Consider the following 22318-nt stretch of genomic DNA (forward strand, 5'->3'; position numbering starts at 1 on the left):
CAAGGACCCAAGATCATGAAAACGTTTTACACCGCCGCAATCGCCCTCGCCCTCGGCGCCACGGCCACGGCCGCCGACGCGCAGCTTGCGGGCGCCCTCGGCGGGCAGGCCGAAGGCGCTATCGGACAGGCCACCTCGGTTGAAGGAGCCGCCGGCGCGCAAGGCTCCGTCGAGGCCCAGTTGCCCGATGCTCGCCCGACCGTGGAACAGACCCAGCAGCGCGTGACCACGACCGCCGAGCAGGCCTCCGACACGGCCAGCGCCGAAGCCGCCGACAAGACCGCAAAGGCCGAGAGCGCCGTGCGCAGCGGCGAAGCGAAGGCCGAAGCTACCCACGTCCACGCCGGCGGCAGCACAGACGCCGGGGCCAGCGCAGAGGCGCCGGGCACCCACGTCTCGGCCGAAGCACAAGCGGGGGCACACGCCGGCAACTGACCGGCACCAGGGCTTCCGCGGCGCAGACCTCCCTGGGCGACCGCGGACCCCGAGGGTGGCAGGCAACTGCCGCCCTCTTTGCGTCCGATGCGCTCAGGCGTCCTGCCCCGAGGCGAGCGTACGCTGGAGCACCGCGGCACGTTCCCGCTCGGCGGTCATGTCCCGTTCGGGATGCGCCTTGATCTCGGCGAGCAGCGTTTCGAGTTCGCGCTCGCGGTCGGCGCGGGTGGTGGCTTGCATGATGTCCTCTCCTTGTCTGCCACTCACCCGACGCGGGAAGCCCGATGCGGGTTCCCATTTTACCGATTGTCCAGTTGCGCACGCACCGCCGCCAGCCCGGCACGGGTGATGCGGTAGGGCTGGCCGTCCATGCTCATGATGAACCCGCGCTTCTTGAGGCGCTTGAAGGTCGCAAGCCGGCAGTCGACGAGGCGATAGCCGTCGCGGGTATAGCACTCGGCGTCGAGGAACTTGGTGTGGTCCTTGAGGACCGCAATATGCCCACCCTGCGCGAGGGCGTGGAGCGTCCGTTGCTCCGGTTTCGAAATGTTCATTGGGTGTGATCCGTATTCGCTGGATGAGCGCGCGACGGCGCTCTTGCGGAAGGGCCTCGCCCCCCCGGCGATCTGGACATCCCGCCGGCTTACCCGGCGGCGTCCGTCAGCGGATCACAATTCCTGACATAAATTCCTGGGGCAGGCCGGTAGCGGAAGAGAGGCGGCAGGGGAAGAGTCGGCATGGCCGTTTGCGAATCCTGCTTCCGTCGGCACACGGTTTGCGGCAGGTCTAGCCCTGCGGGATAGCAGGGGAGCATCGCGTCATGGATACTGCTGATGAAGCGCTTAATTCACTCGTTTCGGAGTGTAATTCCGTTGCGAACAAGTCGACGCTGCATGGAAGGCGCTATTACTTCTTTTCCTACCTGCTGATGGTGCTGTCGGTCGCCGGCAGCATCCTCGCGGGCGGGCTGGCGCTGTGGGGCGAATTCGACAAGGCGGTGATCGGCACGGTGGCGCTGCTGCCGGCATTGGCGGCCACGGTGGCCGGGCAGCTGCGGCTGGTCGAGAAGGCCAATTGGCACTACCGCCGCCGCAACCGCATGCGCGAGCTGGGGCGGGACTTCGCCCTGATGCGCGCTCGCGGTGCAAACCTCGACACCCTCGAGGAAGCCAATCGCAAGATGACGATGGCCGAGGCGCGGATGGAGCACGAGTGGGTGCAGACCAACTCCTTCCATTTCGACACCGACCAGGCCGCAAGCTAACCGCAAAAGGTCGTTCCGCCTTGCACCGGAAGCGTGGTCGGACGGCATGATGGTGTCGCGCAGTCGGCCAGCCGCGCGAATTGCCTTGGCGACGGTGCCGGAAGCGCCCGAATGTGCTATGGGAGTCGCGACCTCGACAGGACAGGGGATGCGCCATGGACAAGGCCCGGATGCTCCAGACGATCGACGCGATCTACGCTGCGAGGAAGAAGCGCGACGTGCCGGGAATGCTGGCCCTGATGGCCGACGGTGCGACGTTCCGCTTTGCCGGCGAGGGCGCGATGGAAGGCGCCTTTGCGACCAGCGGGGCGATGCCGTTCCACGAAGCCATAAGCTCGCTCGACAGCACCGTCGACATGACCGGGGTCGAGAACGTGACCACCCTCGTCGACGGCAACCGCGTCGCCGCGATCTGGAATTGCGACGTGCGGTTCCCCGGCCGCGAGGCCTTCACCACGCAGATCTTCAACCTGTGGACCTTCGCCGAGGACGGCCGGATCAGCGACCTGACCGAGTTCGTCGACACCGCCAAGCTGGCCGGCGAACTCGCCGCGGTCGGGGCCGGTGTGCAGCTTGAACCCGACATGGCGAGCGAGGCCGAGCCCGGCTAGGCGGCCGCTTCCGCTGGCAGTTCGCGGTCATGGCGGTGCGCATGATTCTACATTGACAAAGGGCCCACCCCTAACCCCTCCCGTAAGCGGGAGGGGAACCATTGCGGCCGAACTCCCCTCCCGCCTGCGGGAGGGGCTGGGGGTGGGCTTCTTCTCCCCTCCCGCGTGCGGGAGGGGCCGGGGGTGGGCCAGCCCCCCCTACGGATCAACAAATCCTCTCCCTCGCCTCCGGCCGGTTCGACGGCGCGGGGCGGAGAGATTATTGGCGGTGAGCTGGCGCGTGGCCCCGTGCAGGTGCTTTCCATTCGGGTGCGGAGGCCGTAGCCGGGATCGAAGGGGGGTACGCATGGACGAGAGCAACGACGAAGCAAGGCGCAAGGACTGGACCTTCCAGCTCAACCCGCCGACGATCGTGTGCCTGTTCTACCTGATGACCTGGTTCGCCGGGGTGACGGCGATCGTCGGGGTGATCCTGGCCTATGTATTCCGCCGCACCGAGAGCGAGGAAAGCTGGGAGCGCTCGCACTACGATTTCCATATCCGCACCTTCTGGATGGCGGCGTTCGGCCTGTCCGCCTGCATCGCTGGCTTCTTCGCGATGATCTTCGGCGTGCCCGATCCGGATAGCGACGACTGGCGCTTGCTGGCGGGCATGGTCGCCTGCTTCGGGGTCGGGCTGCTGCTGGTCTTGCTCCTGCTGGTGCGCTGCGCCTTCGCCCTGATCAACGCCCAGCGCGCCCTGCCGATGCCCAATCCGCGGACATGGTGGGTCTGAATTCCATCTCCCGAGCGCGCGCCGAATGGACCGCGGCGCCATTCCGGTCGAATTGAGCGAAGCACGGTCCGCGACCAGCGGACCGGAAGGCCGAACGGCCGCCGCGCCTTTGCGCGGAAGCCAAGCCGGGCGGATGCCCGGCGCCCGGCGCTTGAGGACGCCAACAAGGAGAGCGCGGCTCAGGAAAGAGATTTCAGGAAGTGCAGCCTCACCTCCGGCCGGTTCGACGGCTCGGAGCGGCGGGACTATTGGCGATAGGACTAGTGATTCCAGATCAAGAGCGACGCTGCGTCTATGTACTCAATCGCGAGAGGATGTGCTCCCCCTCTCTGCAAACTTGTTTATCGGCTTCTTTCCAAACTCCTTAAATGCGTCACGTACCACTTTGACAACTGGCCAATATTCCCAAGCCTCAACAGGCTGACGAATAAGTGGGGCACCCTTTGAAACCAAGTACCATCCGTGAGCAAAAAAGACGATCTTGAGCAGGCTCATCTGAGTCAACTCAAGCCGGGAGTTTATCGCCAGCTTTATTATGTGATTGCTGACCTCCCGAGCATCATAAGGGGGCACCGAAGCTTCAGACATCCCTCACTCCGCCGCCACACTCCCAGCACCACCCGCAGCATCATCCCCGAACAACCCCGGGCCGTCGTCCTCGGCTTCTTCCTCGTTCGCGGCCCTGGCTTTCTGGCGCTTGTCGAAGGTCGACCAGACGTCGTTCCAGTTCCCCTTGGTCGCGGCCTTCGAGTATTCGGTGGCACGGGTTTCGAAGAAGTTGGCGTGCTCCACGCCGTTGAGCAGCGGGGCGAGCCATGGGAGGGGGTGGTCGTCGACCATGTAGATCGCCGGCAGGCCGAGCTGGCCGAGCCGCCAGTCGGCGATGTAGCGGATGTACTTCTTGATCTCCTTCGCCGTCATGCCCGGCACCGGGCCGGCCTCGAAGGCGAGGTCGATGAAGTTGTCTTCCAGCCGCACGGTCTTCTGGCAGATGTCGATGATGTCTTCCTTGACCGCCTTGGTCAGGCAGTCGCGTTCCTTGCAGAAGGCGTGGAACAGGCGGGTGATGCCTTCGCAGTGCAGGCTCTCGTCGCGCACCGACCAGCTGACGATCTGGCCCATGCCCTTCATCTTGTTGAAGCGCGGGAAGTTCATCAGCATGGCGAAGCTGGCGAAGAGCTGAAGCCCTTCGGTGAAGCCGCCGAACGCGGCGAGCGTGCGGGCGATGTCCTCGTCGGTGTCGACGCCGAACTGCTGCAGGTAGTCGTGCTTGTCCTTCATCTCGGCATATTCGAGGAACATGCCGTATTCGCTTTCGGGCATGCCGATCGTGTCGAGCAGGTGGCTGTAGGCGGCGATGTGCACCGTCTCCATGTTGGAGAAGGCGGCGAGCATCATCTTGATCTCGGTCGGCTTGAACACGCGGCCGTACTTTTCGTGGTAGCAATCCTGCACCTCGACGTCGGCCTGGGTGAAGAAGCGAAAGATCTGCGTGAGCAGGTTGCGCTCGTGATCGGACAGCTTCTGCGCCCAGTCGCGGCAGTCCTCGCCCAGCGGGACTTCCTCGGGCATCCAGTGGATCTGCTGTTGCCGCTTCCAGAACTCGAAAGCCCAAGGGTATTCAAAGGGCTTGTAGGTCTTGCGGGCTTCAAGCAGCGGCATCTGGTATCTCCGGTTCGCGTCGCACCCCCATATATAGCGATGGGAGCGGCATTAGGGAATCGGCTGCGGAAACCTGGCGTGTTTCCGCGCGACTCAAGCTTTGCACGCTATGCCCGCGCGGGCGCGAGGCGAAGCGCGGCCCGGCTCGCGATTGGGGATAACGGGCGCATGGGCAGGGGCGTTCGTCGCAAAGCGCGGAACCGGGTGCAGGCGATGGCGGTTCAGGGGTTCGAAGGAGTTCGGCCCGATGTGGCATCACCTACCGCAACAACAGCAACAGGGCGCCCAGATCAGGAAGCGCGAAGAGCCCGCGCCGCCGCCGCCCGACGGCCTCAAGGAAGCCCACGCCGGCGGCGAAAAGGGCAAGCCCACAGCACGCGACGCGACCGGCGTGAAGCAGGAGGGCTATTCCGAAGAGAGCGGCGACGAGGCGGTGAAGAAGGAGCGTATGCCGCCGCAATAGTGGCGGGACGGGTCAGAAGAGCCAAAGGAGCAGGGGAAGCACAACGCCGATTGCGGCGAAGAACAGCACTGCCGCCGGACTCGAATCGGAATCCGCCAGAGACTTGTCGAATTCCGGCTCGCCAACCATCGAGCCGTGCCGACCTTGATCGACGTAGACCTTGTAGGCTGCCACCAACGCGACAGCCGCGCCCGCGAGTTCGACGTTGTTCAAGTAGTCACTACCGCCCGCCAGTGCCCATCCCAACACTGCGAAGATTGCAGCCATCCTCACCGCGTTCGACAGGAAGGAACGCAGCCATTCGCTGATGGTACCGCGATCCGGATCCTCACTCAGCAGCGCACGGTCCGGCGGATTGGCCGTGTGGAGCGGTTCGCCGCCGGAAAAACTGCGCACGAAGACGTCGGCGAGTTTGTCCCACGAGAACATGAAAGCGAGGACGACGCCGGCGGCACCCCCGGTCAGCCAGGCAGGCCAGTGGCCGATGATCGGCAGTTGCAGGTACCAGTCCGGCATCGGACGGCAGCCTATTTCGGATTTTCGCGGAGGCAAGCCCCTGCGCTAAAGGCAGAAACTAGTTCTTGCGCTGCTTGATCGGCGGGGCCTTGTCGGTCCGCTTTTCGGCCCAGGCGCGGTAGCGGCGGCTGACGTCGAGCGCGACGAGGATCGGGGTCGACCACAGCCAGGTCAGCAGCGCGGCCTCGACCCACTTGCGGGTTTCCGGCAGGCGCATCGAGCAGGTGTAGACCTCGAAAATGCCCTTCGGCGTGCAGGTTGAGGGCCAGTAGGCGTTCCTCAGCAGGTAGACGCCGAGAAGGATCCACCCGAGCTGGGTGATGTACATGACAATGTACCGCGACAGGCCGAGGTCGGCGGTGCCGTGGTACTTGTTCGCGCGGATGACTGGTACGCCCATAGGCGCAGGCATAGGTGGCATTGGTTAAGAATTTGCCACCGCCGGCGAATTTGCGGTGCAGCTCAGCCGCTTGTCAGGCACTCTCTCCGCAGCGCAGGAGTTCGCGATAGGCGGCATCCGCGCCGGAAAGGTCGAACGCGCCAAGGTCGGTGTTGCCGATCTTCACGTTGACGTTCTTCGAGCCGGTCACTGCCTTGGCAAGGTCACCGCTGTGCTCGGTGCCCCAGTCGCCGACGATGCCATCGACGCCGACGCCCATGCTGGAAAACGTCGCCCGCTCGCTGAGCCACTGCGAATACTGCACCTGGCCGTCGAAGTTGAATTCGAGCGATGCGGTATCGCCTTCGCGGGCGCGCAGGTCCTTCCAGCCCCGGCCCGCGGCGAGCATTTCGAGCCGGCCTTCGCTGGCGTGCCACAGCAGCGCCAGCGTAACGGTGCTTTCGCCCGAGCCGAAGATCGCGCTCATCATGCAGGCGTCGGGGGCGGTGCGCCCGACCTCCCAGCTACCGACGGTGCGGGCCTGTGTCGGGCCCGCCACCAGCGCCGCCGCGGCGGCCGCGGCAAGTACCGGAATTCCAAGTCTAAGAGCCATCATGCCTCTCCCGATGCAGAGTTCTCGGGAGCGAACATACGCCAGCTTGGCCGCAGGGCAAATACCTCGGGGTTCCTGCGCGGTTACTGGCAGGCGAGGCACTCGTCGTAGTCGGTGGTCGGCAGTTCGTACTTCGCCGCCTCGGCGGTGTTGTCGGCCTCGACCCCGCCGGCGAACCCGGCGCGCTGCACCGACTTCGAGCGCAGGTAGTAGAGCGACTTGATGCCCTTCTCCCAGGCCTGGAAGTGCAGCATCATCAGGTCCCACTTGTCGACGTCGGCCGGGATGAAGAGGTTGAGGCTTTGCGCCTGGTCGATGAACGGCGCGCGGTCGGCGGCGAATTCGAGCAGCCAGCGCTGGTCGATCTCGAAGCTGGTCTTGAACGCGGCCTTTTCTTCCGGCGAGAGGAAGTCGAGGTGCTGGACCGACCCGCCCTTCTCGAGGATCGAGTTCCACACCGCGGTCGAATCCTTGCTCTTCTCTCGCAGGAGCTTTTCGAGGTACGGGTTCTTGACCACGAAGCTGCCCGACAGGGTCTTGTGGGTGTAGATGTTGGCCGGGATCGGCTCGATGCAGGCACTGGTGCCGCCGCAGATGATGCTGATCGACGCGGTCGGGGCGATCGCCATCTTGCAGCTGAAACGCTCCATCGCGCCTATGTCCTCGGCATCCGGGCAGGCGCCGCGCTCTTCTGCCAGCATCATCGATGCCTCGTTGGCCTTGGCGTTGATGTGCTTGAACATCTTCAGGTTCCAGACCTTAGCCATCGGGCTTTCGAAGCCGATGCCCTTGGACTGCAGGAACGAGTGGAAGCCCATTACGCCCATGCCGACGCTGCGCTCGCGCATGGCAGAGTACTTGGCCCGCGCCATCTCTTCGGGCGCGCGGTCGATGTAGTCCTGCAGCACGTTGTCGAGGAAGCGCATGACGTCCTCGATGAACTGCTTGTCGGTGTTCCACTGGTCCCAGGTCTCGAGGTTGAGCGAGCTGAGGCAGCACACCGCCGTGCGATCGTTGCCGAGGTGGTCGACGCCGGTCGGCAGGGTGATTTCCGAGCACAGGTTCGAGGTCGAGACCTTGAGGCCGAGCTCGCGGTGGTGCGCCGGCATCATCCGGTTCACCGTATCGGAGAAGACGATGTAGGGCTCGCCGGTGGCGAGGCGGGTTTCGACCAGCTTCTGGAACAGGCTGCGGGCATCGACCTCGCCGCGCACGCTGCCGTCCTTCGGGCTCTTGAGCGCGAACTTCTCCCCGGCGCGGACCGCTTCCATGAACTCGTCGGTCAGCAGCACGCCGTGGTGCAGGTTGAGGGCCTTGCGGTTGAAGTCGCCCGACGGCTTGCGGATCTCGAGGAACTCTTCGATCTCGGGGTGCGAGACGTCGAGGTAGCAGGCCGCCGAGCCGCGCCGCAGCGAGCCCTGCGAAATCGCCAGCGTGAGCGAGTCCATGACCCGCACGAACGGAATGATGCCGCTGGTCTTGCCGTTGAGGCCGACCGGCTCGCCGATACCGCGGACCTGGCCCCAATAAGTGCCGATGCCGCCGCCGCGGCTGGCCAGCCAGACGTTCTCGTTCCACGTCCCGACGATGCCCTCGAGGCTGTCGGACACCGAGTTGAGGTAGCAGCTGATCGGCAGGCCGCGTCCCGTGCCGCCGTTCGACAGCACCGGGGTGGCAGGCATGAACCACAGCTTCGAGATGTAGTCGTAGAGCCGCTGTGCGTGCTCGGCGTCGTCGGCATAGGCGTCGGCGACGCGGGCGAACAGGTCCTGGTAGTCTTCGCCGGGCAGCAGGTAGCGGTCGGTAAGGGTTTCCTTGCCGAAATCGGTCAGCAGCTCGTCACGCGAGGAATCAGTCACGACGGCGAAACGGCGCGGCCGGACCGACTTCGAATCGTCGACTGGCGCGGCCATCGCCTTGGCGGCTTCGGCCATGGCTTCCGCCGCGGCCTGCTCGATCACCAGCGAATCGCTTCCGGCGTCCTTCTTTTCCATGTTCACCGCCTTGTTCGGGGATTGCCTGGCGACCTTTTCCGTTGATTCGAGTTCCAGCTCGCCAAGACTCATTGCCGCGTCATCCCCGTTTCGAAATTCCATTGCTCGCAGTCCCCCGATGCCACCTAAACCGCGACTCCCGGCGGAGCGCGATGTTCCATGTATGTTCGAATCGCGAGAGCGAAACCCTACCCTAGCAATCCGAGCCGAAAAGCGGACAAAAACTTATCCCCCGCCTGTCCCCAGTCGCGCTTGCAAGGCCCTTCCGCAGACCCGAATCCGCCCTCTGTGCGCACCGTTTGGCTGCACCTGCGGAATCTAGGTCTTGTGGGTGTGCCCCGCAATCGAACCACTAGCCATAGTGATTCAATGCCGAATCCGGTTCAAGAGGGTTAAGCATTGATTGACGGGCTTTTCCCGGCCCGCCGGCAGGTGTCTTGCATCCGTCATACAGTGCGACGCGCGGGGAAAGCTGGGCTCGCGCGAGGCGCAAGAGTCAAAATGAGTTCTCCAAAATTTTTTTTGTCCCCGGCCGGCTTTGAATCAATCGAATCCGTGGCCGGAATATTGGAATCCGGCGGCCCCGCTCGGCGCAACAATCAGTCCGCCAGGCAGGCTCCCGGATCGTCGGCCCGGCGCCGCGCGATCGCATTCTGGGCCGGACCCGGCGCAATCTTCGAAACGACGCACGGCTGGGGCCCGAGGCGAATCGCCAGCAGGTAGGACGTCTCGGGCCCGGGGTAGGGTTGCTCGGCGACATCGTAGCGAACGATCAGCGCGTCGGGACCGAACGGATCGCCGACCGGCCCGCGCCACTCGGCGGTGTCACCGATCGAGCTGAATCCGCCCCCACCGATTCGCGTGAGCCCGAGAGGCGATTCCGAACCGTCGGGATCGATGATCGAAAGTTCGATGCGCTCGTCGGAGTCGTTGACGCGCAACGAGTAACCTGCGGGCCCGTCACAACGCATCTCGACTTCTGGCAATTCCTCGTTTTCCTCGCGCACCACCTGGCAATCGGCGACAGAAGTGTAGCGCCACGCGCGGCTCCCCTCCGTGCCTGAAACCTCGTCGGCCACCAGCGCCGGACCTGGCGTATCGGTGGCGTCGGGCCCTGGCGCTGCCTGTTCCTCGCCGCGCGAACAGGCGGCGATGAGCGCGGCGAGCACGAAGGCGATCGAGACGCGAACCACACCCCCACAATGCGCGACCGGCCGGGCAGGTCCTTTTGCTTGCGCCGGCGCAGGCCGACGATAAGGTCGCGCCGTCTGGTCGGGGGAGCAGCAGATGATCAATGTCGTCTCCGCAATTTTCGCAGGTCTCTTCGTAGGCGCACTGGCGCGCTGGTTCTATCCCGGCGTCGTGGCGATGGACTGGATCGAGACGATCGCGCTCGGCATCGGCGGTTCGCTTATCGCCGGCCTGCTCGCCAGCCGCGGCCGCCGCGACTTCCAGCGCGCGGGGTGCCTCGCCAGCGTGCTCGGGGCGATGGCATTGATCTTCATTGGCAGGGCACTCGGCTTCCACCTCTGACGGCGCCGGGTAGGGAAATTCGCCCTGCGTTACGCTAAACAGTGCCGGCAATGACAGGAACGCGCAGTGGCAGGCCGCCGCATGACGACCAGCTGACGCCGGCCGAATGGGCGGTGGTCGAGTTCGTGCGGCACGGGCTGACCAACCGTCAGATCGCGGAGCGGCGGGGTGTCAGCCTCGATGCGGTCAAGTTCCACGTCGCCAACGCGCTCGGCAAGCTCGGAATGGCGAGCCGCGCCGAACTGCGCCGCTGGGACGGCATCCGCCGCGATAGCGCACTGGGTGGAAAGGAACGGACGATGGCGGGTGATGCGAAGCTGGGGCCAATCGGGCAGGTCGCCCGCACGGCGTCGGACATCGCGGCAGCGGAGGCGTGGTATCGCGACGTGCTCGGCCTGCCGCACCTGTTCACCTTCGGCGAACTGGCCTTCTTCGACTGCGGTGGCACACGGCTCTACCTGCAGCAAGGACAGCCGGGGCCGGAATCGATCCTCTACTTCCGCGTCGGCGACATCCACGCGGCGCATGGCGAACTGGCCGCGCGGGGGGCCGAATTCGTCTCCGCACCTCACATGATTCACCTCCATGCCGACGGTACAGAGGAATGGATGGCGTTCTTCAACGATCCCGATGGGCGCCCGCTCGCCCTGATGGCTCAGGCGGCGGCTTCTGCGGGCTGAGGGGTGCGCAGCACGGCCATGAAGTCGGGCAGCGGGGCGGCTTCCGCGCCGTCGATGGCAAACCCGGCATAGTCGCCCGCGGTCACCGCATCGCAGATCTTCCGATACCCCGGCACCCCGCCGATATAGGCCATGAAGGTGCGCGGTTTTCCAGCGATGTTGGCGCCGGTGTACCAGCTCTTGCCGTCGGGATAGACCGTCGGCGCGGCGACTGCGGCGCCGTGTTCGAGCCAGTCCTCCTGCGCCGCCGGGTCGGCCTCGATGACACCGGCCCCGCGTTCGCGCAGGGCCTCGATGCAGCCGGCGATCCAGTCGACGTGCTGCTCGATCGAGACAAGCATGTTCGACAGCACCGAGGGGCTCCCTGGCCCGGTGACGAGGAACAGGTTGGGGAAACCCGCGACCATCAGCCCGAGGTAGGCGACCGGCCCGTCGGCCCATTCGTCTTTCAGCGTCCGCCCGCCGCGCCCGGTGATGGCGATCTTCGCCAGCGTCCCGGTCATCGCGTCGAACCCGGTGGCGAGCACCAGCGCGTCGCACGGGTAGGCCTGTTTCGCCGTGACCACGCCTTCGCTTGAAATCCGCTCGATCGGCTCAGCCTTGAGACCGACCAGCGTCACGTTGTCGCGGTTGAAAGTTTCGAAGTAGCCGGTGTCGATGCACATCCGTTTCGAGCCGACCGGGTGGTCGTCGGGGCACAGCAGTTCGGCGGTGGCCGGGTTCTTGACCGTGGCGCGGATCTTGCCACGCACGAATTCGGCCAGCGTCTCGTTGCCGTCGCGGTCGAACAGCAGGTCGGGGAAGGAGCCGAGCAGTCCGAGCCCGCCGCGCTCCCAACCTTCCTCGTAGGCCGCTTCGCGCTCGTCGTCGCCGACCGACATCGAGGGCACCATGCGCGGCTCGCCCGAGGGCAGCGCGCCGAAATAGCCCTGCAGCTGCTTGCGCCTTAGGTCCTTGTAGTTGGCCTTGAAGTGTTCTTCGTACGCCTCGCTCATCGGTTGGTTGCGCGCCGGGGCGACGTAGTTGGCGGTGCGCTGGAAGACGGTGAGCTGCGCGGCCTGCCGGGCGATGACCGGGATCGACTGGATCGCGCTCGACCCGGTGCCGATTACGCACACCGCCTTTCCGGTGAAGTCGACACCTTCGTGCGGCCACAGCCCGGTCTGGTAGACCGGTCCGGCGAAGCCATCGAGGCCGGGAATGTCGGGGCGGTTGACGGTCGAGAGGCAGCCGGTCGCCATCACGCAGTACTGCGCCCGCACCTCCTCGCCCTTGTCGGTTGTGACCAGCCAGGTGCCGTTCGCTTCGCCGAAGGTCGCTGAGGTCACGCGGGTCGAGAAGCTGATGTCGCGGCGCAGGTCGAACCGGTCGGCCACGTGGCGCGCGTAGCTGAGGATTTCCGGCTGTGTCGCGTAGCGCTCGGTCCACGACCATTCCTGTTCGAGGTCTTCGTCGAACGAGAAGGAGTATTCCATGCTCTCGACGTCGCAGCGCGCGCCGGGATAGCGGTTCCAGTACCAGGTCCCGCCGACATCGTGCCCAGCCTCGAAGACCCGGACGATCAGGCCCAATCCGCGCAGCTTGTGCAGCATGTAGAGGCCGCCGAACCCGGCGCCGACCACCACTGCATCGACCTCAGTTCTTTCCACCGCGGCTTCCTCTCCGCCGGCGATTATGACACCGCTCAGGCCTCCGCGTCGAGGGCGTCCATCCTTCGCCGCAGCATCGGGCCGAGCACGGCCAGCAGGACCGCCCCGGCAAGGCACATCGCGGCGTGGATCAGCCAGAACTGCCAGTGCGGCATCTGCTCGTAGAACCTCCCGAGCCAGCCGACGACGATGCCGGAAATGAACAGCGCGAGATAGGCGGCCGCGACCGCCATCGCGTTGACCCCCGCCGGCGCGCGGCGCGAGACCATCGCCAGCACCGTCGGCCAGCTGAACATGAAGGCGACGCCGGACAGGAAGTAGGAAATGAGCGGCCAGATCACCGAGGCCTTGCCCGCGTCGCCTGCCTGCCATGCCCCCGCCGCCAGCGCTAAGACCGACAGCGCCATGACCACCGAACCCTGCGCCATCTTGCCGGTGTCGTGCGGCTCGGTGCCGCGCTTGCCCTGCCAGCTCCACAGAGCGACCAGCACCGGCGCGATGAGGATCGAGGCGAACGGGTCCTCGGAGTTGAACCAGGCCGCGGGCATGACGCCGAACGGGGTCGAGAGGTCGACGCTTTCCGCCACCCATATCATCCCGACGTTTGCGCCCTGGTCGTAGGGCAGGATCCAGAACAGGTTGAGCGCGACGATGAGGAACACGAGACCGAGCATGCGCCAGTTGGCCGGTTGCACCGCCCCGCCCGCCTCACGCATTGCGCGCGGCCGGTCGTCGGCGAAATGGCGCCAGCCAGCTAGGTAGACCGCTCCAGCAAGGAGCATCATCACCGCCGCCAGCCCGAACCCGAAGTGCCAGCCGTAGACTTGCGCGAGCAGGCCGCAAAGCAGCGGCCCGAGCGTCGCGCCGATGTTGATGCCGGTCGAGAAGATCGTGAAGCCGCGCGTCCGCCGCGCCTCGTCGTCGTGCGGATAGAGGTGCCCGACCTGCGCCGCGACATTGCCCTTGAGGCAGCCCGACCCGAGCACCAGCAGCAGCAGGGCGAGCAGGAAACTGGCGTCGAACGACATCGACAGGTGCCCGGCGGTCATCAGCGCGATGCCGATCAGCACCGTCTTCTTCGCCCCAAGCCAGCGGTCGGCGATGATCCCGCCGAACAGCGGAGTAAAATAGACGAAGCCGGCGTAGAGCCCGAAGGTCTGGCTGGCGAAGGCGGTCGTGGTGAGCGGTCCGAACACGCCTTCGACCACGGCGCGAAAACCTTCCATCCCGGCGACCTTCTCGATCCTCCCGGGCAGGAGCAGTTCCTGCACCATGTAGAGCACGAGCAGCCCGCGCATGCCGTAAAACGAGAATCTCTCCCACGCCTCGGTCATGGAGAGGAATACCAGCCCCTTGGGGTGGCCCAGGAACAGCGACCGATCGACCTCTGGCTTCATGCTCGCCCCCCGGCAGTTTGGGCGGAGACTAGGGGCGGCAGGACGTCTGTCAATTCGCCCCGCACGGCGATACACGGGTGCGAGATTCCCATGGGAGAATGGACAATGGCTGGATACGTAATCGCGCAATACCGCGTGACGAACCCCGAAGGCATGCAGGAATACGCCGGCAAGGTCTTGCCGACGCTGCAGGCCCACGGCGCGGAAGTGGTGGTGGTCGACCACGGCGCGACCGTGCTCGAAGGCGACACCCCGCCGACCACGATCGTGCTCAAGTTCCCTTCGGTCGAGGCGGCGAGCGCCTGGTACAACTCGCCCGAATACAGCGCGATCAAGCACCTGCGGATCGACAATTCCGACATGGCGCGGATGGTTGTCGCCAAGGGCTTCTCGCCCCCGGTCTGATCGCCCCTCAGCCGAAGATCGAAATGGCTCGCCAGGCCAGAATCACCAGCAGGACGGCGAGGCTCGCGCATAGCGCCAGGCTTGCCTTCCGCCCGGCGGTCCAGCCGGCATTGGCGACGACGATCGCCGCCTTGAACGCCATGTTGACCGCCACAGTGCCCGCAAGCGCCAGTGCGGCGGTCTCCAGCGGCACCGAATCGCTGGGCAAGGTGGAGTAGGCCACCAGCGCGGCATCGACATCGAAGCTGCCGGCCAGGAACAGCGATACCGCGCTGCCCATCTCGCCGTATTCGACCTGCGCCCAGCGAACCAGCAACGAAGCCGCCGCCACCAGCAACAGGAAGGTGAGGGCGGGCACGATCTCGAACGGCTTCTTCGAAAGCTCGGTCGCGGTGCCCGTCGCCTCGCGTTCGCTTCGCCAGACGAGGGCGACGACGGCAAAGGCGACGATGGCGGGCGGGCCGAGCACTTCGGCGAATTCGAGCGCGACCCGCGGGGCGAGGATAACCGCGAGCAGCATGACCCGCAGGTACATGACCCCGCTGGCCAGCGCGATGCCGGTGGCGAAGGGACCGGCGTCCCCCTCCTTCAGGCGACCAGCGAAGGCGGCGGTCACCGCGGTCGACGAATAGGCGCCGCCGATGACCGCCATCGTCAGGGTCCCGCGCTTCTGCCCGACCAGCCGGGCGGCGACGTAACCGGCGATCGAAAAGCCGGTCACGAGCACGACGACGAGCCACAGCCGGAACGGGTTCCAGGCGTCGTAGGGCCCGTAGTTCGCGTCGGGCAGGAACGGCAGTACGCCCCCCGCGATGACGGCAAAGCGGGCGATGGCGCGCAATTCCTGTTCGGAAAGCGCTGCGAGAAACCCCTGCGTCTGCCGCCGCAGCGCCAGGACCAGAGTCACGAACGCCGCCGAAGCCATCGCCAGCGCTGCATAGCCAGCCCCCGCCAGCAGTCCGATGCACAGGGTAAGCAACGCGGCGACCATGGTCGTCGCGTCGCGCTTTTCCTTCTCGGTGCGGCCGCGCAGGAAGGCGCTGAGCAGAAGCGCCAGCGCACCGGCCAACAGGATTGCGGCGAGCAGGACGGAATAGGTCAGGCCGAGAACGCCGATAATGCCGCCGATCGCGCCGATCAGCGTGAACGTGCGGATCCCGGCGACACGCATGCCCTCGGCCTCGTCCCGCTGGCGCCAGCCGCGCTCGATCCCGACCAGCAGGCCCGCCGTGACCGCTACCGCCAGCGAGAGCGCCAGGTCGGGCTCGGTCACCATGGTGCCGTAACGATCGGTCAGGGTCAGGCCCGAGCCCGCGGCCGCAGACAGGTTCACGGAACCAGGACCGTGTCCCGCGCAACCGCGTCCGTGGTGGGATAGTCGAGCGTGTAATGCAGCCCGCGGCTTTCGTGGCGCCGCAAGGCGCTCTGTACGATGAGGTCGGCGCACTGCTGCAGGTTGCGCAGTTCGATCAAGTCGGTGGTCACGCGGAAATGGCCGTAATAGTCCTCGATCTCGCCCGAGAGCAGGGCGATGCGGTGCGCGGCGCGTTCGAGCCGCTTGGTGGTTCGCACGATTCCGACATAGTTCCACATGAAGCGGCGGATCTCGGTCCAGTTCTGCTTGATGACCACTTCCTCGTCGGAATCGGTCACCCGACTTTCGTCCCATTCGCGGATCGGCGGGGGCGCATCGAGCTTGTCCCAGCAGCCGAGAATGTCCTGCGCCGCGGCTTCGCCGAACACGAAGCATTCGAGCAGGCTGTTCGAGGCGAGGCGGTTGGCGCCGTGCAGTCCGCTCTCGGTGCACTCGCCCGCCGCCCATAAGCCCGGCAGGTCGGTGCGCGCATCGAGCTCGATGAGAATGCCGCCGCAGGTGTAGTGCTGTGCCGGGACCACCGGGATCGGCTCCCTGGTCATGTCGATGCCGAGGCCGAGCAGCTTTTCGTGAATCGTCGGGAAGTGCTCCCTCACGAACTCTGGCGGCTGGTGGCTGATGTCGAGGTGGACGTAGTCGAGGCCGTAGCGCTTGATCTGGTCGTCGTTCGCGCGGGCAACGATGTCGCGCGGGGCCAGCTCCATCCGCTCGGGATCGTAGCGCTCCATGTAGCGTTCGCCGGTCACCGGATTGATCAGCCGCCCGCCCTCGCCGCGGACCGCCTCGGTGATGAGGAAGTTCTTGACCTCGAGATTGTAGAGGCAGGTCGGGTGGAACTGCATCATCTCCATGTTCGAGACGCGCGCACCGGCGCGCCAGGCCATCGCGATGCCGTCCCCCGTCGCCCCGCGCGGCGCGGTCGAGAACTGGTAGACGCGCCCCGCCCCGCCCGAGGCCATTACCGTGGCGCGCGCAGTGTAGGCCTCGACCCGGCCCGTCGCGGTATCGAGCGCGTAGGCGCCCCAGACCCGTCCCGAGCCGGAGAAGCGCTCCTCGTTCTTGCCGGTGATCAGGTCGATGCAGGTGTGATCGGGCAGCAGCGTGATGTTGGGATTTTCCTCCGCGGCCTTGAGCAGGGCAGCCTGCACCGCCCAGCCGGTAGCATCATTGACGTGGACGATGCGGCGGTGGCTGTGCCCGCCCTCACGGGTCAGGTGGAGGTTGGGGCCGTCGGTGTTGAACGGCACGCCGAGTTCGACCAGCCGCTCGATTGCCGCCGGCGCGCGTTCGATGACGTACTCGACCGTCTCGCGCCGATTGAGCCCGGCCCCGGCGATCATCGTGTCGCGGATATGTTCCTCGAAAGTGTCGCCGGCATCGAGCACCGCGGCAATCCCGCCCTGCGCCCAGGCGGTCGAGCCCGAGGTCAGAGGGCCCTTGGCGAGCACCGTCACCTTGTGCCGCGTCGCCAACGAGAGCGCCGCGGTCAGTCCCGCCGCGCCCGAGCCGATGACGAGGATGTCGGTTGCCGTGCCTGTCATGGCGCCGTCATGGCGCTGCAAAGGCACGTCGGCAAGCGCTCAGACTGCTTCGGAGACGCCACTGGTAAGCTGCACGAACACGTCCTCGAGGTCGGCCTCCCGGGTCGAGACATCCTCGATGGCAAACCCCGCCCCCTGCAGCCGGGCGAGCACCTGCCCGGCGCTGACCTCGGACTTGTCGAAGGTGATGGCGAGGCTGCGCTCGCCGGTCTTCTCGCACCTGTGGAATGCCGGGTCGCTCGGCAGGTCGCCGATGTCCTTGTCGAGCGTCACTTCGACCACCTTCTCGCCCATCATCCCGACCAGTTCGCGGGTCGGCTTGTTGGCGATAAGTTCACCATGATTGATGATCGCGATGCGGTCGCACAGTTCTTCGGCTTCCTCGAGGTAGTGCGTGGTCAGAACCACCGTGACGCCCTCGGCGTTCAGCTCGCCGACGAGTTCCCAAAGCTGGCGGCGCAGTTCGACGTCGACACCCGCTGTCGGCTCGTCGAGGACGAGGATCGGCGGGGAGTGGACCATCGCCTTGGCGATCAGCAGGCGACGCTTCATGCCGCCCGAAAGCGTGCGCGAATAGGCGTTGCGCTTGTCTTCGAGGTGGACCGCGCGGAGCAGTTCCTCCGAGCGGCGCAGGTGCTTGGCCACGCCATACATCCCGCCCTGGTTTTCCAGCACTTCGAACGGGGTGAAGAAGGGGTCGAAGACGATTTCCTGCGGCACGATGCCGATGTTCAGCTTGGCGTTGCGGTGGTCGCGGTCGATGTCGTGACCCCAGATCTCGATCGTGCCGCTGGTCTTGTTGACCAGCCCGGCCATGATGTTGATCAGCGTCGACTTGCCCGCACCGTTGGGGCCGAGCAGCCCGAAGATGCCGCCTTCGGGCACGTCGAAGCTGACTCCCTTGAGCGCCAGCTTGGGCGGCGCGCCGGGCGATCCGGCATATTCCTTGACGAGGTCGCGGATGGCGATGGCGGGTGCGGTGTCGCTCATTCCGCCGCCTTTAGAGGGCGCCGGCCCACGGCGTAAAGCAGTCGTTTGTTACCTTCGCTTTAACCATAACAAGCAACCATCCCCTATCGCCTGTTGCGATAAACAGGACGCAATGGGACCTGTAACACTCCGCCTGCCATGCCTGCCGGCACGCTGCACGCGCGCGCTTTTCGCGCTCGGTGCCGCGTTGGTGTGCATGCTGGCCCCTGTGCAGGCGATGGCTCAGTCGGTCGACGGCGATACCGCGACGGCCAGGACCCAGGTTGCCATCATGACCCCGGGATCGATCGCCAAGACCGCCGACATGGCCTTCGGCTCGATCGTCCAGCCTAATGCGCCGGGCACCGTCGTCCTGACACCGGCAAACAGCGCGACCTGCACCGCCTCCTCTGGCCTCGTTCGCACCGGCGTGTGCCGCGCGGCCCGTTTCAGCATCTATGGCAAGCGCAACTGGACCATAAGGATCAAGGATATCACCGGTGGCAGCGTTTCCCTGAGTTCGCCCCTGGGTGACACCATGCAGATGGACGGCGTGACGATTGCCACCTCCGGAATGACCGCTATTTCCGGTGGCCCGGGCTGGAACCTCGGCCGGTACCGGATCGACACCGACAACGGGATCACCGAGTTCTGGCTTGGCGGCACCCTGCACGTCGGCGCGGCGCAGCCGGCGGGTGTCTACCGCGGCACCGTAACCATCCAGGTGCAGTTCAACTGAAGTCCTGTTGCGCGCGGCAGCGCTTCGCGATAACGGCGGGGACGTGGAAAACGCACCCGAAATCACCGTGACCAAAACCCGCCGCGTCTCTTGCGATGGCGCCGGCGCCATCCGCGGCGGCACCGGTTATCGTCCCGCTGCGCTCGGCCACCCGCGCGTCTGGCTCGAAATCGACGAGAAGGGCTACGTCGATTGCGGCTATTGCGATCGCCGTTTCGTGCTCGAGGGGAATGCAGCGGAACACGGGATCCACGAAGTCTCGCCGGGCGACCTGCCGTCCCCCGGCGACGCGAGTGTCGCCTGAGCCGGGCAGTCAGCCATTGTTCACCTGCCCGGGCGCACGTTTCGCGGACAGGAGACAAGCCATGAAGACCATCATTTCCTGCATCGTCGGCGCTGCAATGGCGTTCGGCGCGATTTCGCCTGCAATCGCCAAAGATCGAACGGCGAAGGGCGAGGAACGGCTGGCGAAACTGATCGAAGGCCGCACCGCGGGTGAGCCGGTAAGCTGCATCAACACCTACAGCACCGACAACCCGGAGATCATCGACAGGGTCGCCATGGTCTACAAGCACGGCAAGACGATTTACGTCGCCCGGCCGGTGCACCCCGACCAGCTCGACACCTCGGACATACTGGTCATGAACCGCTTCAGCTCGAGCCAGATCTGTGTGCAGGACCGCATGCACACGGTCGATCGTTCGAGCGGCATGACGACGGGAGTCGTCTTCCTGACCGAGTTCGTGCCTTACACCAAGGAAGGCTGACCGCTTGGCGGTAAGCCCGCCGGGCGATCGAATTCCAACTATAATTTCATGTCGATTCAACGCCCGAATTGCGGAATGTGCCGTAATTCGTTCTGTTGCTCATCCAACCTACAAGCCCAACTGATCGCCTGAGCCGAAAATAATGCCGTCATCGTCCGAGGCTTGCGGTCGTTAGGTGAAGCGTTTACACAATCACGCGATTTTCCGGGAACGCCTGGGCCGGTGCGCCGTTCTGGGGGGCACACGATAGATTTCTAAGGGAGACACAAATGAAGTTTACCAAGACCACCTTGACGAGCTTGGTCGTGGCAGCTGGCCTTGTAGCCGCACCGCTCACCGCACAGGCTGCCGAAGCGCGTCAGCCTTCGGCTGTTTCGCAGAGTGAACAGGTGTCTGGGGGTGGGTTCCTTGCCTTCGCCGGCCTCATCGCCGCAGCGATCGGTCTCATCATTGTATTGACGGACGACGGCTTCGACGCCAGCGACCTCCCCGCCAGCCCCTAGGCCGCAGCTGAAGGACGAATTCGAAAAGGGCCGCAATCGAGCGGCCCTTTTTCATTCCCGCCCGAGTTCGCGCGACAAGCGCACGCTGGTTTTCTCGTATCCGACCTTTTCGTAGAATGCGTGGGCCCGTTCGCGGGCGAGGGCGCTGGTCACCTCGATGACCTGGCAACCGGCATCGAGCAGGTGCCGCTCGGCCGCCGCGACCAGTTCCGCCCCGATGCCCAACCCGCGCATGCGGTCCTCGACCACCATCATCGAAATACGCCCAACCGGCGCCGGACGATGGATCACCCGCATGAGCGAAGTGCTCAGGCAGCCGACCACACGACCGTCGCGCTCGGCAACGAACACCGCGCGCCCCTCTTCTGTCATCTGCGGAAGGCGCGCGGCAACTTCGTCGGCCGTCACCTCATAGCCGAGCTGGACGAGCAGTCGGGCCAGCGCCGGGCTGTCACCAGGCGCGGCGTGACGGATCAGGCTTTCGCCCAAGAGCTGCAGCTGTCGGCCTGGCCGCCCTGCCTGGTGCAGAGCTCCGCCATCTCGGTGCGCAGGCCGTCGAGCACTTCGCTGCCGCCGTTCGCCGCCGCCCATTCGGAGAGCGTCTTGCCCCACTTGTCGATCTTGACGCGGGTGCGCTGGAAGTAGCCGTCCTGGTTCTTTGCCAGCTCGCCGAGCACGGCCTGCGCACTGGTTTCGACCGCCTTCTTGTCTTGCGGCGTCAGGCGCATGACGTAGCCCGACCACGAAATCGCCCATTGCACGCGCGTGGCCGGACCCTGCGAGGCCTCGTAGGCCTTTTGCGCCCAGTCGATCGCCTCGGCGGACTTGCCCTGCTCTTCGGCGAAGTCGGCGAGGCTGCTCATGTAGTAGTAGGGCGATTCGGACTTCTCGAGTTCGGCCAGCAGGATCTTGCGCCCGCCCTCGATGTCGCCGGCATCCTTCAGCCGGTAGGCGGCATCGTCCATCACCGATTGCCGCTGCTGCTTGTCCTTGGCGTTGGCGTCGGCCCACTTGGCCCGCTTGCGGACCTTGGCAAGGACGTCCGCCGGTACCTTGCCGCCGTCGGCCTTGGCCAGCGTGATGTCGATGTTCACCGCGTCGACCCGGTCGGTGAGCGAGAGACCGTCGGCGGCGAATATCGTGTCGCCGGCCTTGACCAGTTCACCGGCCAGGCGGTCGCGCGCCTCGCCTGGGGACATGCCGTTGACCAGGTCGGGAGCATAGAAAGTCAGCTCCTGCCGATTGGCGAGGATTTCCGACTTGACTTCGAGCATTCCGCCGAGAATCCGCTCGGTCTGCGCCTGCTGTTCTTCGGTGAGCTTGCCGTCGGCCTCGACCGCCAGCGAGAGCAGGCCGAAGCGGCGCTTTAGTTCGGGCGTCGGTGCCGATTGCGCGAGCCGTCCGAGCAGCGTTCCCGCCTTGGTCAGGTCGGAGAAGTGCTTGGGGTCGTTCATCCAGTCGAACCCGCCGAGGATCGTCCAGTCCTCCTTGTCGAGGTTTGCAGTGTTGTTCTCTGCCTTGGCCAGCAGCGTTTCGATCGAAGTGGTGCGCTTGGCGGCAACCTCGAGCAGTTTCGGCAGTTCGCCGGCCATGGTCGCGCTGGCGATACGGGTGATCTCGGTCCCATCGGGCTGCAGGATGATGACCGTGGGATAACCGCTGATGCCGAACTGCTCGCCCCAGCGTTGCGCGCCTTCGGTGTCGCCGTCGAGGTAGACCGGGATGAAGTTCTGCGTTTCGGCGATGAACTCGGGATCGCGGAACAGGGTGGCTTTCATCTGGTTGCACGGCGGGCACCACACCGCGCCCCAATAGAGGATCACCGGCTTGCCGGCTTCCTTGGCCTCGGCCAACGCGTCCGCGACGTCGCCGTGGCGCCAGGCGATTTCGCTGGCCTGCGCGAGTTCGGCCTGATCGCCGGCGTTCTGGCAAGCGGCGGTGGCGAGCGCCAGCGCGAGGGCGACGGCAACGGTGGTAGAGCGCATGTATGTCCCTTTCGTCGGGGCCGTTTGTGGCCTGACTTGCGCCATGGGGCAAGGTTTCGGATG

General features: G+C 65.6%; 28 protein-coding genes. 12 read left to right on the forward strand and 16 right to left on the reverse strand.

Going from position 1 to position 22318, the window contains the following annotated elements; translation table 11 throughout:
• Positions 1-15 precede the first annotated feature (15 nt).
• Positions 16-435, forward strand: coding sequence for a hypothetical protein (locus GRI89_RS09360; RefSeq protein ID WP_159794474.1), 420 nt, complete (start codon positions 16-18; stop codon positions 433-435).
• A 93-nt stretch (positions 436-528) separates the two neighbouring features.
• On the opposite strand, the gene GRI89_RS17800 is transcribed toward GRI89_RS09360, so the two are convergent.
• Both GRI89_RS17800 and GRI89_RS09365 read right to left on the reverse strand, forming a co-directional pair.
• The gene (locus tag GRI89_RS17800) at positions 529-675 is read right to left on the reverse strand and encodes a hypothetical protein (protein ID WP_201290902.1); all 147 of its coding nucleotides are present in this window, start codon (positions 673-675) and stop codon (positions 529-531) included.
• Between the two features lie 59 nt (positions 676-734).
• Positions 735-989, reverse strand: coding sequence for a YjhX family toxin (locus GRI89_RS09365; RefSeq protein ID WP_159794476.1), 255 nt, complete (start codon positions 987-989; stop codon positions 735-737).
• A 266-nt stretch (positions 990-1255) separates the two neighbouring features.
• Here GRI89_RS09365 and GRI89_RS09370 point away from each other — a divergent pair, with 266 nt between their 5' ends.
• From GRI89_RS09370 to GRI89_RS09380, 3 genes are all read left to right on the forward strand, one after another.
• Positions 1256-1699 carry a hypothetical protein gene (locus tag GRI89_RS09370; RefSeq protein ID WP_159794478.1) on the forward strand — a complete coding sequence of 148 codons (444 nt, stop codon included), beginning with the start codon at positions 1256-1258 and terminating at the stop codon, positions 1697-1699.
• Between the two features lie 155 nt (positions 1700-1854).
• Positions 1855-2310, forward strand: coding sequence for a nuclear transport factor 2 family protein (locus GRI89_RS09375; protein ID WP_159794480.1), 456 nt, complete (start codon positions 1855-1857; stop codon positions 2308-2310).
• A gap of 346 nt (positions 2311-2656) precedes the next feature.
• On the forward strand, positions 2657-3085 hold the full coding sequence (locus GRI89_RS09380; protein ID WP_159794482.1) for a hypothetical protein: 429 nt from the start codon (positions 2657-2659) through the stop codon (positions 3083-3085).
• Positions 3086-3385: 300 nt separating this feature from the next.
• On the opposite strand, the gene GRI89_RS09385 is transcribed toward GRI89_RS09380, so the two are convergent.
• The gene (locus GRI89_RS09385; RefSeq protein WP_159794484.1) at positions 3386-3673 is read right to left on the reverse strand and encodes a Panacea domain-containing protein; all 288 of its coding nucleotides are present in this window, start codon (positions 3671-3673) and stop codon (positions 3386-3388) included.
• A gap of 3 nt (positions 3674-3676) precedes the next feature.
• Positions 3677-4747, reverse strand: a complete 1071-nt coding sequence (locus GRI89_RS09390; RefSeq protein WP_159794486.1) for a ribonucleotide-diphosphate reductase subunit beta — start codon at positions 4745-4747, stop codon at positions 3677-3679.
• A gap of 247 nt (positions 4748-4994) precedes the next feature.
• On the opposite strand from GRI89_RS09390, the gene GRI89_RS09395 reads away from it, so the two are divergent.
• Positions 4995-5210 (forward strand): hypothetical protein, encoded by a 216-nt coding sequence (locus tag GRI89_RS09395; protein WP_159794488.1) that lies wholly within the window; start codon positions 4995-4997, stop codon positions 5208-5210.
• 12 nt (positions 5211-5222) lie between these two features.
• On the opposite strand, the gene GRI89_RS09400 is transcribed toward GRI89_RS09395, so the two are convergent.
• The 5 genes from GRI89_RS09400 to GRI89_RS09420 form a co-directional block, all read right to left on the reverse strand.
• On the reverse strand, positions 5223-5726 hold the full coding sequence (locus tag GRI89_RS09400; RefSeq protein ID WP_159794491.1) for a hypothetical protein: 504 nt from the start codon (positions 5724-5726) through the stop codon (positions 5223-5225).
• Between the two features lie 58 nt (positions 5727-5784).
• Positions 5785-6138, reverse strand: a complete 354-nt coding sequence (locus GRI89_RS09405) for a hypothetical protein (RefSeq protein WP_159794493.1) — start codon at positions 6136-6138, stop codon at positions 5785-5787.
• Positions 6139-6199: 61 nt separating this feature from the next.
• Positions 6200-6718: a hypothetical protein gene (locus GRI89_RS09410; RefSeq protein ID WP_159794495.1), complete on the reverse strand. Its 519-nt coding sequence runs from the start codon at positions 6716-6718 to the stop codon at positions 6200-6202.
• A gap of 83 nt (positions 6719-6801) precedes the next feature.
• On the reverse strand, positions 6802-8712 hold the full coding sequence (locus GRI89_RS09415) for a ribonucleoside-diphosphate reductase subunit alpha (RefSeq protein WP_407924974.1): 1911 nt from the start codon (positions 8710-8712) through the stop codon (positions 6802-6804).
• Between the two features lie 599 nt (positions 8713-9311).
• Positions 9312-9905: a hypothetical protein gene (locus tag GRI89_RS09420; RefSeq protein ID WP_159794499.1), complete on the reverse strand. Its 594-nt coding sequence runs from the start codon at positions 9903-9905 to the stop codon at positions 9312-9314.
• 94 nt (positions 9906-9999) lie between these two features.
• On the opposite strand from GRI89_RS09420, the gene GRI89_RS09425 reads away from it, so the two are divergent.
• A complete protein-coding gene (locus GRI89_RS09425; protein ID WP_159794501.1) occupies positions 10000-10245 on the forward strand; it encodes a GlsB/YeaQ/YmgE family stress response membrane protein in 246 nt (81 codons plus the stop codon).
• Positions 10246-10295: 50 nt separating this feature from the next.
• Positions 10296-10925, forward strand: coding sequence for a LuxR C-terminal-related transcriptional regulator (locus GRI89_RS09430; RefSeq protein WP_159794503.1), 630 nt, complete (start codon positions 10296-10298; stop codon positions 10923-10925).
• On the opposite strand, the gene GRI89_RS09435 is transcribed toward GRI89_RS09430, so the two are convergent.
• Together GRI89_RS09435 and GRI89_RS09440 are read right to left on the reverse strand one after the other, a co-directional pair.
• On the reverse strand, positions 10901-12574 hold the full coding sequence (locus tag GRI89_RS09435; protein ID WP_328598187.1) for a flavin-containing monooxygenase: 1674 nt from the start codon (positions 12572-12574) through the stop codon (positions 10901-10903). The genes GRI89_RS09430 and GRI89_RS09435 overlap by 25 nt on opposite strands.
• A 35-nt stretch (positions 12575-12609) precedes the next feature.
• The gene (locus tag GRI89_RS09440) at positions 12610-13971 is read right to left on the reverse strand and encodes a peptide MFS transporter (RefSeq protein WP_159794505.1); all 1362 of its coding nucleotides are present in this window, start codon (positions 13969-13971) and stop codon (positions 12610-12612) included.
• Positions 13972-14076: 105 nt separating this feature from the next.
• On the opposite strand from GRI89_RS09440, the gene GRI89_RS09445 reads away from it, so the two are divergent.
• Positions 14077-14376: a DUF1330 domain-containing protein gene (locus tag GRI89_RS09445; protein WP_159794507.1), complete on the forward strand. Its 300-nt coding sequence runs from the start codon at positions 14077-14079 to the stop codon at positions 14374-14376.
• A gap of 7 nt (positions 14377-14383) precedes the next feature.
• On the opposite strand, the gene GRI89_RS09450 is transcribed toward GRI89_RS09445, so the two are convergent.
• Genes GRI89_RS09450 through GRI89_RS09460 form a run of 3 tightly spaced genes read right to left on the reverse strand, consistent with a single transcriptional unit; the run spans position 14384 to position 18282 of the window.
• A complete protein-coding gene (locus GRI89_RS09450) occupies positions 14384-15709 on the reverse strand; it encodes an MgtC/SapB family protein (protein WP_159794509.1) in 1326 nt (441 codons plus the stop codon).
• Positions 15706-17292 (reverse strand): L-aspartate oxidase, encoded by a 1587-nt coding sequence (gene nadB, locus GRI89_RS09455; protein WP_159794511.1) that lies wholly within the window; start codon positions 17290-17292, stop codon positions 15706-15708. Before nadB ends, GRI89_RS09450 begins: the two co-directional genes overlap by 4 nt.
• A gap of 39 nt (positions 17293-17331) precedes the next feature.
• On the reverse strand, positions 17332-18282 hold the full coding sequence (locus GRI89_RS09460; protein WP_159794513.1) for an ABC transporter ATP-binding protein: 951 nt from the start codon (positions 18280-18282) through the stop codon (positions 17332-17334).
• A gap of 112 nt (positions 18283-18394) precedes the next feature.
• Between GRI89_RS09460 and GRI89_RS09465 the strand changes: the two genes are divergently transcribed.
• The 4 genes from GRI89_RS09465 to GRI89_RS09480 all read left to right on the forward strand — a co-directional run bounded on the left by GRI89_RS09465 (position 18395) and on the right by GRI89_RS09480 (position 20270).
• Positions 18395-19000: a DUF4402 domain-containing protein gene (locus tag GRI89_RS09465; RefSeq protein WP_159794515.1), complete on the forward strand. Its 606-nt coding sequence runs from the start codon at positions 18395-18397 to the stop codon at positions 18998-19000.
• Positions 19001-19043: 43 nt separating this feature from the next.
• The gene (locus GRI89_RS09470) at positions 19044-19304 is read left to right on the forward strand and encodes a zinc-finger domain-containing protein (protein ID WP_328598188.1); all 261 of its coding nucleotides are present in this window, start codon (positions 19044-19046) and stop codon (positions 19302-19304) included.
• Between the two features lie 61 nt (positions 19305-19365).
• On the forward strand, positions 19366-19767 hold the full coding sequence (locus tag GRI89_RS09475) for a hypothetical protein (RefSeq protein ID WP_159794519.1): 402 nt from the start codon (positions 19366-19368) through the stop codon (positions 19765-19767).
• Between the two features lie 269 nt (positions 19768-20036).
• Positions 20037-20270: a hypothetical protein gene (locus tag GRI89_RS09480; RefSeq protein WP_159794521.1), complete on the forward strand. Its 234-nt coding sequence runs from the start codon at positions 20037-20039 to the stop codon at positions 20268-20270.
• A 51-nt stretch (positions 20271-20321) separates the two neighbouring features.
• On the opposite strand, the gene GRI89_RS09485 is transcribed toward GRI89_RS09480, so the two are convergent.
• Complete coding sequence (locus tag GRI89_RS09485; protein WP_159794523.1) at positions 20322-20759, reverse strand: GNAT family N-acetyltransferase; 438 nt, start codon at positions 20757-20759, stop codon at positions 20322-20324.
• On the reverse strand, positions 20744-22255 hold the full coding sequence (locus tag GRI89_RS09490; RefSeq protein ID WP_159794525.1) for a thioredoxin family protein: 1512 nt from the start codon (positions 22253-22255) through the stop codon (positions 20744-20746). Before GRI89_RS09490 ends, GRI89_RS09485 begins: the two co-directional genes overlap by 16 nt.
• Between the last annotated feature and the right edge of the window lie 63 nt (positions 22256-22318).

The sequence above is a fragment of the Croceibacterium salegens genome (assembly GCF_009827435.1).
Classification (GTDB): domain Bacteria; phylum Pseudomonadota; class Alphaproteobacteria; order Sphingomonadales; family Sphingomonadaceae; genus Croceibacterium_B; species Croceibacterium_B salegens.

What these genes read in the sequence shown, in the direction of transcription:
- GRI89_RS09410 (WP_159794495.1), bottom strand. Translation starts at nt 6,718, where the DNA reads ATGGCTCTTAGACTTGGAATTCCGGTACTTGCCGCGGCCGCCGCGGCG.
- GRI89_RS09430 (WP_159794503.1), top strand. Translation starts at nt 10,296, where the DNA reads ATGACAGGAACGCGCAGTGGCAGGCCGCCGCATGACGACCAGCTGACG.
- GRI89_RS09400 (WP_159794491.1), bottom strand. Translation starts at nt 5,726, where the DNA reads ATGCCGGACTGGTACCTGCAACTGCCGATCATCGGCCACTGGCCTGCC.
- GRI89_RS09465 (WP_159794515.1), top strand. Translation starts at nt 18,395, where the DNA reads ATGGGACCTGTAACACTCCGCCTGCCATGCCTGCCGGCACGCTGCACG.
- GRI89_RS09370 (WP_159794478.1), top strand. Translation starts at nt 1,256, where the DNA reads ATGGATACTGCTGATGAAGCGCTTAATTCACTCGTTTCGGAGTGTAAT.
- nadB (WP_159794511.1), bottom strand. Translation starts at nt 17,292, where the DNA reads ATGACAGGCACGGCAACCGACATCCTCGTCATCGGCTCGGGCGCGGCG.
- GRI89_RS09425 (WP_159794501.1), top strand. Translation starts at nt 10,000, where the DNA reads ATGATCAATGTCGTCTCCGCAATTTTCGCAGGTCTCTTCGTAGGCGCA.
- GRI89_RS09415 (WP_407924974.1), bottom strand. Translation starts at nt 8,712, where the DNA reads ATGGAAAAGAAGGACGCCGGAAGCGATTCGCTGGTGATCGAGCAGGCC.
- GRI89_RS09380 (WP_159794482.1), top strand. Translation starts at nt 2,657, where the DNA reads ATGGACGAGAGCAACGACGAAGCAAGGCGCAAGGACTGGACCTTCCAG.
- GRI89_RS09365 (WP_159794476.1), bottom strand. Translation starts at nt 989, where the DNA reads ATGAACATTTCGAAACCGGAGCAACGGACGCTCCACGCCCTCGCGCAG.
- GRI89_RS09360 (WP_159794474.1), top strand. Translation starts at nt 16, where the DNA reads ATGAAAACGTTTTACACCGCCGCAATCGCCCTCGCCCTCGGCGCCACG.
- GRI89_RS09390 (WP_159794486.1), bottom strand. Translation starts at nt 4,747, where the DNA reads ATGCCGCTGCTTGAAGCCCGCAAGACCTACAAGCCCTTTGAATACCCT.
- GRI89_RS09405 (WP_159794493.1), bottom strand. Translation starts at nt 6,138, where the DNA reads ATGCCTGCGCCTATGGGCGTACCAGTCATCCGCGCGAACAAGTACCAC.
- GRI89_RS09445 (WP_159794507.1), top strand. Translation starts at nt 14,077, where the DNA reads ATGGCTGGATACGTAATCGCGCAATACCGCGTGACGAACCCCGAAGGC.
- GRI89_RS09375 (WP_159794480.1), top strand. Translation starts at nt 1,855, where the DNA reads ATGGACAAGGCCCGGATGCTCCAGACGATCGACGCGATCTACGCTGCG.
- GRI89_RS09385 (WP_159794484.1), bottom strand. Translation starts at nt 3,673, where the DNA reads ATGTCTGAAGCTTCGGTGCCCCCTTATGATGCTCGGGAGGTCAGCAAT.
- GRI89_RS09460 (WP_159794513.1), bottom strand. Translation starts at nt 18,282, where the DNA reads ATGAGCGACACCGCACCCGCCATCGCCATCCGCGACCTCGTCAAGGAA.
- GRI89_RS09475 (WP_159794519.1), top strand. Translation starts at nt 19,366, where the DNA reads ATGAAGACCATCATTTCCTGCATCGTCGGCGCTGCAATGGCGTTCGGC.
- GRI89_RS17800 (WP_201290902.1), bottom strand. Translation starts at nt 675, where the DNA reads ATGCAAGCCACCACCCGCGCCGACCGCGAGCGCGAACTCGAAACGCTG.
- GRI89_RS09490 (WP_159794525.1), bottom strand. Translation starts at nt 22,255, where the DNA reads ATGCGCTCTACCACCGTTGCCGTCGCCCTCGCGCTGGCGCTCGCCACC.
- GRI89_RS09395 (WP_159794488.1), top strand. Translation starts at nt 4,995, where the DNA reads ATGTGGCATCACCTACCGCAACAACAGCAACAGGGCGCCCAGATCAGG.
- GRI89_RS09480 (WP_159794521.1), top strand. Translation starts at nt 20,037, where the DNA reads ATGAAGTTTACCAAGACCACCTTGACGAGCTTGGTCGTGGCAGCTGGC.
- GRI89_RS09440 (WP_159794505.1), bottom strand. Translation starts at nt 13,971, where the DNA reads ATGAAGCCAGAGGTCGATCGGTCGCTGTTCCTGGGCCACCCCAAGGGG.